The sequence below is a fragment of the Streptomyces sp. NPDC048106 genome (assembly GCF_040706415.1).
In the GTDB taxonomy this organism is placed as follows: Bacteria; Actinomycetota; Actinomycetes; order Streptomycetales; family Streptomycetaceae; genus Streptomyces.
Genome location: NZ_JBEZND010000012.1, coordinates 84,346 through 97,690 on the forward strand (window position 1 = coordinate 84,346; position 13,345 = coordinate 97,690).

Annotated in this window: 4 protein-coding genes; all 4 read right to left on the reverse strand. The window is 75.0% G+C overall.

The genetic code is table 11. The annotated features are described in order from the left end of the window. Positions 1-50 precede the first annotated feature (50 nt). The 4 genes from AB0927_RS15240 to AB0927_RS15255 are packed head-to-tail and all read right to left on the reverse strand — an operon-like array spanning position 51 to position 13,341. Positions 51-2,492 carry an ATP-binding protein gene (locus AB0927_RS15240; RefSeq protein ID WP_366668041.1) on the reverse strand — a complete coding sequence of 814 codons (2,442 nt, stop codon included), beginning with the start codon at positions 2,490-2,492 and terminating at the stop codon, positions 51-53. Beyond that, entirely contained in the window at positions 2,489-5,710 is a 3,222-nt protein-coding gene (locus AB0927_RS15245; protein ID WP_366668042.1) for a hypothetical protein, read from the reverse strand. Before AB0927_RS15245 ends, AB0927_RS15240 begins: the two co-directional genes overlap by 4 nt. Then, entirely contained in the window at positions 5,703-9,377 is a 3,675-nt protein-coding gene (locus tag AB0927_RS15250; RefSeq protein ID WP_366668043.1) for an AAA domain-containing protein, read from the reverse strand. The genes AB0927_RS15245 and AB0927_RS15250 overlap by 8 nt, the downstream gene beginning before the upstream one ends. Continuing rightward, positions 9,370-13,341: a hypothetical protein gene (locus tag AB0927_RS15255; RefSeq protein ID WP_366668044.1), complete on the reverse strand. Its 3,972-nt coding sequence runs from the start codon at positions 13,339-13,341 to the stop codon at positions 9,370-9,372. The genes AB0927_RS15250 and AB0927_RS15255 overlap by 8 nt, the downstream gene beginning before the upstream one ends. Positions 13,342-13,345 lie beyond the last annotated feature (4 nt).

Sequence of the window (13,345 nt, forward strand, 5' to 3'; positions counted from 1 at the left end):
CATCCCTGTCCCCACCGGGCACACGGGACACACGAGCGCGCCGGACCCGGTCAGTCCTCCTGTTCCGGCAGCACCAACTGGAACGCCGCCCCGGTCAGCGCACGGTTCTCGGAGGCGAGCACCTCGATGTCGGCGGAGACGTCGTCCGTGGCGCAGGACTGGAGGAAGCGGCGTACCCGGTACAGGCCCCGGCCCCGGCCCTCGCCCCGGGTGGTCCAGGTGGGGCCGAAGATCCGCGCGGGCCTGGACCGGGCCTTCTCGGGCAGGCCGGGGCCGCTGTCGCGCAGCACGAGCAGCACCTCGGGGCTCTCGCGCTCCACCAGGATCTGGAGCAGCCCGTCCTGCCCGGCGAGGGCCTCGGCCGCGTTGTCCATCACCTCGTAGAGGACGGCGCGCAGCACGGGCTCGGGCACCGCCACCCGCAGCCCGGGCGGGCAGCGCACATCCAGGCGCGCGTGCGGGTGCGCCTCCTCGAACTCGGGTTGCAGCGAGGCGAGCAGCGCGGCCGGTTCCGCGTCCGGGCCGCCGGTCGCCTCGAAGTCCTCCTCGGCCAGACGGCGTCGGGCCTCCTCCGCCAACTCCTCGTAGGCATCCGGGGTTTCCCGCAGGCGGGCGTACAGCGGCACGGTCGCGTAGCGGTTGAGGTGCCAGGCCTTGGGGCCGTCGCCCCGCTCCTCCCGTTCCACGGCGAGTCTGCCGAGCAGCGCGGTGAGCTGCTGCTCGGCCTCGGCGCGCAGCGCCCGGACGACCCCGCTGAGGGGGATCCGCAGGCCGCCGCCGTCCGGCGCCGCGGTCAGCAGTCCCCGGCGCGCCAGGTCGTCGACGGCGGTCAGGATCCGCTCCCGGACCCAGGGCTCGGCGCCGCACGCCTCGGCCATGTCCGCCGCGTCCTCCCGGCCGAGGTGCCCGCCGACGGCGTCGCTCGCCGCCAGCGCCGCCCACCAGGCCGCCTCGGCGACGGGCGGTCCGCAGCGGGCCGTCAGCTCTTCCCGCAGCGCATGGGTCAGCTCCTCGTCCTGCTGCCAGCCGCCCTCGGCCGCCGCCCAGCGCCGGACGGGGTCCGCGCCGTCGACGGGGTCCTGCGCGTACCGCAGCATCACCAGCAGCAGATGCGGGTCCATGCCGGTGCAGTGCTCCATGGCCTGTACGGCCGCCGGGCCGCAGCCCAGCGAGAGCCGGCTGATCCAGCGCAGGGTGCGCCAGGCCACGTCGGCCTCGCCGCCCAGGATCCGGCCCAGCTCGGGACCGCTGTGCCCGGCCAGCGCCGAGACCGGCCACTGCGGGGCGAGGATGCCGAGCAGGGCCGCGGCCCGGTCCGGTACGTCGGTCAGGACGACCAGGCGCAGCAGGTCCCGCAGGGTCAGGACCGCGGTGGGCCGCCGGTCGGTGTAGCCGGACGGTTCTACCCGGGGGCCGACCGCCACGCAGGGCCGCTCGTCCTCGCCGGTGTCCGGCAGGCCGATGGCACCGGGGCCGCCGACGTACAGGTCGACGCGGCCGGTGGGGTGCAGCCGGGACAAGGCCGAACCGGTGAACAGGCCGTCGAGGAAGGCGAGATGGAAGGAACTGTTCTCGACCGGCGTGGCCGTCATCGGGCCGGGCGGCGCGCCGAGGAAGCGGCACAGCGCGCGGGCGAAGCCTACGGCCGCCTCGGCGGACAGGTCGAGCTCCAGCCTGCCGTACGCCTCCAGCAGCTCCCGTGCGCCGCGGTCGGCCGCCCGCCAGTCGACGAACGCCGGGGGCCGCAGCCGGCCGGGGTTGAGGTGGTAGTCGAGGAACTGGCGCGGGTCCCACTCCGGCTTCCATACCGGCGGCGCGGTCATCCCCTCGGGGATGGGGGCGCCGGGCGGCTCACGGTTCAACAAAGCGGCTGCGGCCACGAGTTCACCGGCGTCGAGCAGGGCCCGGATGCGCGCGACGGCCTGGTCCTCCGCGCCCGCGCGGGCCGGCGGAGGGAGCCGGGCGGCCAGCTCGCGGGCGGCGTCCGCGATGCGCCGTTCGAGGTCGTCCGCCAGCGCGTCCAGGCGTGCCATGACCCGGGGCCGCCCCGAGCGCGCCTGCTCCACCAGTTCCTCGGTCTCGGCGGGGTCGTCCCGCCAGGCCACTCCCGCGCCCTCGGCCCGCCTGCCGAGGGCGTCGAGCCGCTGCCGCACCAGCTCCGCGGCCTTCACCCGCAGGCTCTCCAGGCGCCGGGCCAGCCGCTCCGCGTCGTACGGGCGCAGGTCGCCGCACCCGGCGAGCAGATATTCGGCGGCGTCGAACTCGCCGCGCTCCAGCAGCTCCTCGCAGACGACGCGCACCGGGCGGCCGCCGAGCCGGGCGAGGACCGCGCGGGCCAGCTCGACGGCGTCCTCGGGGCCGTACGACGACTGCCGGCGCGCCAGCAGGGCCAGCACCTCGGGGTAGCGGAACCGGCCGGGCCAGGTTCCGAGCAGGTGCCGGGCGCCGTCCAGGTGGTTCCGTACCTGGCTGTCATGGCTCGGCGCGCTCATGCGTTCTCCTTCCCGGCCTTCGGCAGCGCGGACAGCGCCTCCAGCAGGGCCTTGGCCGGATGGCAGGCTGGTTCGCCCAACTCGTCCGCGTCCTTGACCAGTTGGTGCCACAGCCGGTCCAGGTGCAGGGCGAACCGCCGCTGGGCGGGGGTCAGCCGGGGCGCGGCCGGGCCCTGGCCGCCCTCCGCGGAGCGGGCGACGAGGGCCCTGGCCTCGGCGATGAACTCGGCGAGGCGGCGGGCGTAGGCGAAGTGGTTGCTCCACTCGATCTTGTGCAGGCCGAGGTCCGCGGACATCCGGTCGATCTGGTTGCGGATCTCGTGCTCCCCCTGCGGCAGCCGCTCGACCACCGGGGCCCAGCGCTCGGCCGGCCGGGGGTCGAGGGCCATCTCGCGGACCTCGGTGAGGAGGCCGTCCGGCCGGAACAGGGCGCGGTGGAGCTTCTGGCCGTCCGTGAAGCTGAAGTGGTTCTTGGCCTGTTCGAAGTCGTCCACCTCGGCGGCGAGCCGGGCCCAGCGCTCGTCGGTGCGTGCCGACCGCTCCTGGCCGGCCGCCCATTCGTCCACGTCGTGCAAGGGGAGCGGCGCCGGCGCCTCCTCGAAGCAGGCGCGGGCGGCGCGGGCCAGCTCCAGCCAGGCCGCCGGCAGCCCCTCGGCGGGCGGCCCCTCCGTCAGGTGCCGGCAGGCGATCCGTCCCGTGTCGCCGCCGTGCAGCAGCATCTCGGCGACGGCGCCCGCGAGCGCGACCGTGCGCTGCCCGGGCGGGGCCGTCTCCAGCGCGAGGGTGCTGTAGTAGAGCTGTTCGCCGAACGGTCCGTGCTCCAACGGCAGGGCGACGGCGGCCAGTTCGACGGAGAGTGCGCCCGGGTGGCCGCCGAGCAGCGGGGTGAGCAGGTACGCCTCCATGAACGCCCCGCGCCGCCAGGCGTCCTCCAGGAGCCAGCGGGACCATTTGCCGGACTCGGTGCCGCGGGGATCGGCGGTCTGGTCCCCGGGAGTTCCTTCCCCGGCGCCCATCAGCAGCGCCGCCGCATGCCGTCGCAGCTCCTCCGCGCCCCGCCCGGCCCGCTCTCGCTGGGCCAGCGCCGTCCACGGATCGTCGTCCAGCGGGAGGGCGTCGAACACGCCGGTCGTGGGGTGGTACTCCGGCAGGTCGCCCCCGGAGTCCGCCGCGTGACCGAACCACTCCGGGATGCCCAGCTCCCGCGCGAAGTCCGCGGTGAACGCGGTCCCCAGGATGTGCAGCCCGACCTGCGCCACCGGCCCCTGTCCCGGATGCGCCGCCCCGTGCCCCACCGGGTGATGGCTGCCCGTCACCATCTCGTGGTCGCTGAGCACCGCCCGTGCCCTGGCCTTGCCGACGCGCAGGGTGCCGCCCGCCTTGAGGCTCTTGAGCAGCGCCTCGTACGCGGCGGCGGTGCCCCGGCCGCCGCCCAGCGAGGGATGCTGGAGGTGCACGGTGCCGCCGGCGTCCCGCAGCCGGCGCAGTCGCAGGGCGAGGGTCTCGTCGCACGCCTCGTGCTCGGCGCGGTCGTCGGTGACGGCGAGCCGTTCGCACGCGCCCGCGATGAGGCGGCCGGCCGCCTCGGTGTAGGCGCCGTCCCATACGGCGCGCACCACCGGGTCGGCGCCCCGGTGCACGTCGTTCACCGCCTCCACGAGTTCGCGCAGCACCCGCCCCCAGGCGGCCGCCCAGCCGACCTGGAAGCCCACGGGATCCTCGTCCCACTCCCGCGGCGGCTCCGGGGGTTCCCACTGCCACCATCGCGCGGGCTCGGCCGGGAGCCCGCGGCCGGTGCGGCCGAAGTCGTCGGGGGCGATGGCGATGCTCCGCGCGGTCTCCCAGTAGGGGTAGACCCTGCGCACCCAGCTGAGCAGGTCGGCCACGCACAGCGGGGGCGCGTCGGTGTCCTCGGACGGTTCCACCAGCACCCCGGCGCCGGTCTCGGCCGACAGGAAGCCGCGGGAGCCGACGTAGGCGGCGCGGTTGTCGCAGATGAGCAGGGATGCCGCGCTGGAGCTGCTGCGCTTCTCCAGCAGCACCTTGCCCGGGTAACGGGCCTTCAGGTCGAACAGCGCGGTCTCGGCGCGGGCTTCGAGTTTGGCCGTGGGGTGTTCGCCCCACAGCAGGACGAGGGTGACGCCGCGTCCGAGGGCGCCCTCCAGGGCGGGCAGCAGCGGGTTGAGGCCGTCGTAGGGGAGGGCGGGCGCGGCCAGCACCAGTTGGTGTTCGGCGCGGTCGATCAGGTCGCCGACGACATAGCCGACGCCGGCCCCGGGAGCCACCCGCTGCGCCCCGCAGCGGGCGCGGCGGGCCTCGGAGATCTGCTCCCGCAGCTGCTCCGTCCTGGTCATGAGCGCGTGGTGCCGGCCGGGCAGGTCCGGCAGTTCGGGGGTGGCGTCCAGCCCCTCGGCGAGCTGCTCCAGGTCGCGGATCAGCTCCCTGAGGGTGTCGGGCCGTACCACTTCGGGGACCTGGCGGTTCAGCAGCTTCTTGACGAAGGCGCTCTGAGGCCGGGTGCGCAGCAGATGGGCGATGTGCGCCTGGAAGAGCTGGGCGCCCCTGCGCCCCCATCCGGACGGCGCCTCGACGGGCACCGCGGCGACCTGGCCGCTGCCGGGGTCCTTCTTCACCACGACCTCGACCGTGGTCCAGCGGGCCGCCTCGGGCGGGCTGAGCACGGGGTTGGTGAAGGACACGTTCAGCACCCGGCGGCGCACGCCCCGGTTGCGGCGGTCCTCGGCGACGGCCTGGCGGACGGCGCGCAGCAGTTCCGTCTGCGGCAGGTCCTCCACCGAGACGCCCCGGGCCATCGGCATCTCCAGGGCGCCCAGCGGCACCCGGACGCTCCCGTCCCGGTAGGGCAGGACCGTCTCGGTCACCGGGTCGAACAGGAACTTGCGCGGCTCGACGGTGGTGGCGACCGCCTGCGCGCCGTCACCGTCGCCGAGGACCGCCTCGGCCGCGGGGGTGCCCTCCAGGGTGTGGGAGGTGAAGTCGACGGCGAGGAACCCCCGGCTCCACAGGGCGTGCACCACGTCCAGCATCAGCCGGCGGGGCAGCGAGAAGAGGTCGCCGAGCGAGTCGACGGTGGTGCGGCCGCCGGCCACCGCCGCGAGCACCAGTTCCTCCAGGGTCGAGGCGCCCGCCTCCGAACCGAGTTCCACCCGCAGGGTGATCACCCGGCAGGGCAGGGCCACCAGGGTCGTCTCACTCACCGGGGGCCTCCGCTGCCGTGGCGCCGGCGTCCCGCTGCGCGGGTACGGCCGCCCGCCGTCCGCCGGTGATCTCCTCGGTGACCGCGTCCACGATCACCCCGCTGTCCCGGAACGCCTCGATGACCGTCTCCCAGTCGCCGCCGCCGTACTGCTCGAAGTGCGCCAGGTCCCCTACGACGACGAGCAGTTGGCGCGCCCGGGACAGCATCACGTTGACCACCTCGGGCTGTGCGGTGTGCCCGATGTTCCCGCGGGTGCCCTCGCCGCGCACGGCGCTGCGCACCAGGGAGACGATCACCACCTCGGCCTCGCCGCCCTGGAACGAGTGCACGGTGTGCACCCGCCCCCGGAGCCCCTTGGCCTCCAGGATGCCGGCCTGTTTGCGGTAGGGGGTGATGACGACGAGCGCCCCGGGATCCGTGCGGTGGGCGAGCCCGAGCCGGGCCACGAGGTCGTCGATCAGCTCCGCCTCGCCGTCGTTCCCCCAGTAGGGGGTGTCGCGGCAGCGTTCGTGCCGTGAGGTGTCGAGCCACACCAGCGGCGCGTCCGTCACGTACGGCGGCTCGGTGCGGCCGTGGACCTGGTCGATGAACGGGTCCGAGGTCAGGAAGGTGCCGGTCGGGCCCGCGTCGCGGTAGAAGGCCCGCGCGAAGGGCTTGGCGATGTCGGGATGCATACGGAACTGGGTGTCCAGGACGTCGACCGGCCGCCGCGAGGAGGCCGTGCGCCGCGGGTCGTGGCCCTCGAAGAAGCGCCGGAACATGTGCAGATGGTCCAGGTAGGTGTGCTGGTTGGCGTAGTGCGCCTGGATCCGGTCGTGCTCGTGGGCGGCGAGCCCCTCCAGGAAGTTCTGCATGTCCTGGGCCCGGTGCGGGCCGAGCTGCTGGTAGTCGCCGACCAGCGTCCAGCGCACGCCCCGCACCAGCGGCATGACGACCTCGGTCGGCCAGGCCTTGGCCGCCTCCTCGATGATCACCCAGTCGAACATGTCGCTCGGGTCGTGGACCTCGTCGGACAGCGTGCCCGCGATGGAGCAGGTGGCGAAGACGATGTCGGCGCCGGACTTCACCCGCTCGATCAGCTCCAGGCTGGTGTCGCCCGCGAGGTCGGCCCACCGCTTCATCAGCCGCTTCTCGTCCTCGCCGCGCGCCCCCTCGCAGCCCCGTTCCACCCGGCGGACGATGTGGTCCACGAGGTCCTTGACGATGTTCTCCGCCGTGAGCTTCCGTACGGAGCCCGGGGCGTCCTCCCGCTCCCTGCTGCGGGAGAGTTCGCGCAGTGCGAGCAGGGAGCGGTCCTCGATGCGCGGCCGCAGCTCCTTGAGGATCTTCTCGGCGAGCTGGTCGAGCGCGTCGTTCGACTGGGCGCTCACCAGGACCCGGGCTCCGTGCTCCATCTCCAGGAAGTCCCGCAGGGCCTTGGAGACCACCGTGCTCTTGCCGGTGCCGGGCGGACCCTGGAGGGCGTAGAAGGGGTGGAAGCGCAGCATGTTGGAGACGATGGCCTGGCCCTTGCCGCGCAGCTCGCTCTGGTCCCGGCTCGTACCGCCCCGGCTGCGCAGCTCGATGGCCTCCGGCGCGTCCAGGATGCGGGCCAGGCCCGGCTTGTGCGCGAGGGAGTCCAGTCCCCGGGCCTCGCGGCGCAACTGGATCTCGGTGCCGCGGTCCTCGTCGGGCCGCAGCCACCCGCGCTCGGGCACCTGGCGGCCGCCGAGCGGCTGGATCTGCACCGAGTCCGCGTCGAGGCGCCCCTTCAGCCGGGCCTCCACGGCGGTGCGGCCGAAATAGGGGTCGGCGGGGTGGCCGTCCCGGCCGGTGCGGTCCTCCACCAGGGTGACCCGCGCCCATTCGTTCTCGGTGAGCAGTTGCCGGGCGAAGTCCCCGAGCGGGGGCCTGCGCCGGGGCTGGGCATAGGAGGTGAGCAGCGGATCGCCGTGCAGCCAGCGGCGGTCGCGTTCGTGGTCCTGGGTGAGGACGATCGCGTCGCCCTCCTCGGTGCGCACCCGGACGTAGGGGTACTGGCGGGCGCGCAGGGCGACACCCTGGTACTCCAGCATGAACCGGTACGACCGCAGCAGCTTCTGCGAACCCTGGTGGTCCACGGCGCGCTCGGTGACGACCGCCTTGGTCAGCTCCTCCCAGGAGGGCCGCGGCTCGTCGCCCTTGTCCAGGCTCTGGCCGACCCAGAAGGGCACGAGGTCGACCTTGCCGATGCTGCGCCGGGGCCAGGCGGCCAGCAGGTCGTCCGCGTACCGCTTGTCCAGCAGGTACTTGATGACCAGCGTGTCCGTGTGGATCTTCTTGGCGCGGCCGGTGATCGCCTCGTCGTAGTGGAACGCGCAGAACCACACCGCCTGGTTGCCGATAAGGACCCACTGCGCCTCGGCCTGGGACTGCGGGGAGTCCCCGTGCACGAAGCCCTGGGCGCCGCTGGGGCTGTGCACCAGCTGGGCCTGGCGCAGTTCGTCCTCCAGGAAGGACTGGAGTTCCCGGCAGCCCTCGGGGGTGTCGGGGCGGTGGTCGGTCCAGCCCCGGCTCTCGTGCACCGTCTGCACGGACTTCTCCGGCATGAACGCCAGCAGCCGGGGCTTCTGGTCGCGTTGCTCCGCCGGGGCGAAGCCCAGCGTGATCTCCGTCCAGTGGCGTTGCAGCGCGGCCGCCGCGTCGAAGGAGGAGATGCGGCCGCTGGGGGACGGGTCGAGCATGTCCGTCAGCACGTCCCGCAGCCGGCGCGGCGCCCTCGTCGTCGCGGTCAGTGCCCGGCGCATCGACGTGTGCAGCGCGGCCAGGGTTTCCGGGAGCTGTTCCTCGGACGCCCGCTCCACCGCCGCGCACTCCTCGGGCAGCAGCTCGGTGACGGCGCCGAGGAACAACTCGAAGCCGAGCACGCCGAGCCCGAACACATCGGTACTGCCGTGGTCGAGCCTGCGCACCCGCACCTCGCCGAGGAGCGACGGATGCGTCTCCGGCGCGAGGTAGGCGAGGTGCCGGGCCCGCGGGACGTCGGCGGGCGGGGTGAGGAACAACTTCCGTACGTCCTGCGAACGGTGGTCGTCGGGACCGGCGACGTGGTGCAGCAGGTTCTTCAGCAGGGCGCTGAGTTCGAACCGGGTCAGGGCGAGGGCCGCGCGCTCCGGCCGCTTCGGCTCCATGGCCAGCCTGATCGCGCCCAGGGTCAGATTGCGGTGCACGATCCGGGTGCCGTGCAACTGGCTGAGGGCGTCGACCAGCAGACTGAACTGCTCGAACGCCACGACCGGGTACTTGCCGGCCCACTCCTGTACGTCGCTCCAGTCCTCCTCGGCCAGCGGTCCCCCGACCTTGCGGGTCATGATGAAGGCCACGCGGTTCGTCTTGTCGAACCGGCCGTCCACGATCTCCGGCAACGCGGGATGTCCCAGCATCCGCAACCGCAGCAGGTTCCGGACCTCGTGGTCCCACAGCTCGCCCGCGAGATCGTCCACCCCGTGGAAGAGCGACACCTCACGGGGCGGCTCCTCACCGCGCGGGGTGCGCAGCACGAACCGGGTCAGCCACCCGTCGATGACGTGCTCGACCCCGCCGACCAGTTCCCATCCGCCGCCCTCCGGCGCGTACACCGCCCCCTCGCCGGTGAAGAGGTCCTTGATCTGGAGCTCCACGTCCAGCTCTTCCCATGGCTCATCCATCCTGGTCCCCCGTTTCGTCGTCCTCGGGACTGGAGATCTCGACCGCGCCGGTACCCCGCTCATGGGTCTTTGCCGCCACGCACAGGACGACCACGCCGTCCCTGAGGGCCGCCGCGAGGCGTCCGCCGGACAGGGCCGTCAGCCCCAGCACGGGGGAGCCGAGCCGGATGCGGTGGGCGGGGGTGAAGCGCCAGGCGGCCCGCGGGTCGGTGTGCCAGAGCAGGACGTCGCCGTCGTGGTCGGCGCTCGCCCACATCCCCCGGTACGCCGCGCCGCGCAGCCGGACCAGACCGCTGACGTCGCCACGGTGCGCCTGCGCGACGACCTCGGGCCGATCGGCTCCGGCGCCGTCCCAGCCCGGGCGGCACTCCGCCCGTGCCACCTCCCCGGTCAACGGCCGGCCGCCGCCCGCCTCCAGGACCCGTGCCACCCGCTGCGTGCCCCCCAGTGTCCGCACCTCATGGCACAGCGCCAACGCCTCGGTCCCGTCCGCGGTGACGTGCCGGCGCATTCCGGTGATCCGGCCGAACGGCGCCCCGGCGGCCGCCGCCGGGTCGGCCGCGTGCACCGAGGGGTCCCAGAAGTGGATGGCCGGACCCCGCTCCGCCGCGGCCGCCACCACCGGCCCTCCGTCGGGGCCCGCCAGCACCGCGAGCGCACGGACCCCGGCGCCCGCCCCGCCGCCGACCGGCCTGCGGGGCCGGCCCGCCCCCACGGCCCACAGGCCCCGCCGGTCGCCCCACAGAACCGTCCAGCCGGAGTCCCCCGCCTGCCACCCGGCGAGCACCGTGGAGCCCCCGGCCCTGAACGGCCCCGGGACCTCCGCCCGCTCGACCGACCCGGGCCCTTCGCCGGACGGGACCCACCGCCACAACGAACCGTCGTCACAGGCCACCGCCAGCTCCGCGCCCGCCACCGCGGTGAGCGCCGCGAGCTGACGGCGCAGGCTCATGGTGCGCAGCAGGCGCGGCACGCTCCCGGCCACATCCCACAGCGTGAGGTCCCCCGCCCGCTCGGCCGCCGCCAGCCACCGCTCCCCCCGGGGTCCGGTGACCGCCGCCAGCCCCACCACATCGCCGCCGGGGGCGCCCGGCGCGGGCGACAGCCGCGCGCCGTTCCCTGCCGCGACCGGGCCGGGGTCCAGCAGCGCCACCCAGCCCGTCTCCCCGGCCGCGGCGAACCGTCCGTCGGGCAGCGCGACGAGGTGCCACACCGGCTCGGGCACCTCCACCACCCGCTCACCGGTCCCGGCATCGGGGTGCCAGATCCGCAGCGTACGGTCCTCGTGCGCCGCCACGACCACACCCGCGCCCGCCGCCCCCGGGGCGCCGCTCGCCGCCACCGCCGTGACCGGGCTGTCGCAGCCGCGCGTCAGCAGGACCGGGGCGTGGGTCCGCCAGGGTTCCCACAGCGTCACCGAGCCGTCCCGGGCGCCGCTCACCAGCCACGGCCGGTCGGGGCGCGCGGCGACGGCGGTGACCATCTGGCCCGCGTCGAGCTGGAGATGCGGGGGCGTACGGCGCACCGCGCCCCAGCGGATCTCCCACGCCCCACCGGTCCCGGCCTCGTGCAGTTCGCCGCAGGCGCGCAGCCCGCCGAGCTGGCGCAGTCCGGGCCGGTCGGCGGCGTGCGAGCGCTCGATCAGGTGGGCCGAGGCGACCGTGCCCAGAACCTCGATGGGCAGATCGGTGGGCACCGGCCCGCCCCCGCGCCGCCCCGGCGCCAGCGCGAGCCCGCACAGCGCCGCGATGCGCAGCCGGTCCAGGACGGCCGGGTACTCGGCGAGCCGGCGCCACCCGGAGGTGCCGCAGTCCGCCGCGTACTCGGCGAGCCGGCCCTCCAGGTGCGGGCTCGGCGGCCGCCCCTCGGCGACCTGACCGGCGGCCAGCTCCAGCAGCGCGGTGAGCATGGCCAGCCGCTGCTCCCCGGTGACCTCGGCGGCCAGCCGGTCGGCATACGTGCGATGGGCCAGCCGGTAGACGCTGCGCCGGTCCTCCCCGTCCAGCAGCACATAGGCCGCGGCCTTGCCCAGGAACTCGGTGAGTCCGCGCTCGTCCGCCGCGGGCCCGTCCCCTCCCGCCAGCTCCGCCGCCGCCTGGAGCCAGACCCCGTCCGCGCGGGGCAGCCCCCGGCCGTGGCCGAGGGCGAGCGCGCGCAGGAAGGGCAGGGCCATCGGCAGCTCCGCCGCGATGCGCGCCACGGCGGCCCCGAACAGCCCGGAACGGTCCTCGTCCAGAAGCCCCCGGAGCGCCTGCCGCCCGCCCTGATCCGGTGCCAGCACGCGCGGATCGCGCTCGATCTCCTCCACGAGCAACGCCGCCTGGAGGAACTGCCAGGATCCCTCGCGCACATGCCGCTCGACGGCGGCCCGCACCGTTTCGGCCACCTCGTCCGCCCACGCGGGACCGGTCCCCTCCGGCAGCGCCCTGCGCACCCCGCCGACGGCGTAGGCGCCGGCCGCGGCCGGATCCGGCAGGAGCTCCAGCACCCGTGCCGTCCCGGTGTGCGAGCCGAGCACCGTCGGCAGATCGATCCGGCCGCCGTCGGAATCCCGTGCGTCGCCGGGCGCGCGGCGGGTGCCGATGATCAGCGACACCTGGGGGTGGTCCGTCGCCGCGCGCAGCAACTGGGCCGTCGGCACCGGATCCCGCGCCTCGTCGAGCGCGTCGGCGACCAGGAGGATCCGCTCGGCGGAGTCGGCGGGAACCGGCCCCCGCTCCCCCGGCGGCACCCCGCCCGCCCGCAGCTCCGGCACCCGTTCGAGACGGTCCCGGACCTCCGCCACGGTGCTCCCGGTCAGCCGCAGCACGGCCCCGACCCGGACTCCCGACTCCCTGAGCCGCCGCAACGCCTCGCCGAGGAATGCGGACTTGCCGACGCCCGGCGCCCCGGGGACGATCAGCACCCGCTCCGGTCCGGGCCGCGCGCCCCACCGCACCACCTCGTCCAGCTCCGCTGCCCGCCCGGTGAAATGCGGTACGACGTCCAGGAAACCGGCGCGCTCCCTCTCCTCCGGCGACTCGGCCACCTGGGGCACCGTACTGGGGGTGGCGTCGAACCTCCGCTGCCTGCGCCGCTGTTCGGCAACCGTGGTGACCCCCGGCAGGGGCACCCGGTCCCGCACCAGCAGCTTCAGCTCCTCGCAGGACTCGCCGCCGAACTCGCAGTAGTGTCCCGCCTGCTTGAAATGCCGCCGCAGTTCAGGGAGTTCGAAGACGTCGTGACTGGTGAGCGAGTCAAGATAGGTCTCCAGCGTCTCCCGGAACGTCCCGAGGTACGCCTGCGCCGCGTCCTTGCCCGTCGCGATCAGCAGGATGGAGTAGGGGGCGTCGTCCGCCGCGGCGGAGCGGGCGAACCGTGCGCGCACCTCATGCGCGAAGTCGGACGACTTGCACGCCTCGATCACCACGACCGCCCAATGACCGTCGGCCGCGCGCCGATTGACCCACTCGGCGTAGAGGTGGTGGGCGAACAGGTCGGGCGTGAGCTGCGCGTGGTCCCCGCGCTCCGCCGAGCCGGGCACGAGCAGGACCGGGCCCATGGTGCCCCGGCGCCCGTGGCCCAGCCAGACCAGGGCCGAGGGCCGGTCCTTCTGCCGGCGCAGGCCGGGCTCGCCGTACTCCCCCGACCAGCGCGCGAGTTCGTCGTCGGCCGCGCCGAGGGAGTCCACGGTGCCGGGCCCGGCGGCCGACCGGAGCGCGGGCTGCCCACCGATCCGCCGCAGTACGTCGAGCACGGCGGCGGCCTCCGCCGCGGTGTCCGCCTTCGGATACCCGGCGACATGCCCGACGGGCAGCACATGCGCGTCGAACACCTCCGCCACCGTCCCGTCCCCGGCCGCCCCGCTCTGCCGCGGCACCACGGGCAACGCGTCGGGCGCGGCCCCGCCCCCGACGGTTCCGGCCCCGCTTCCGTCCCCCGCGGCCGTGGGCTCGCGCCCGGCCGACACCAGTTCCACCGTCATGACG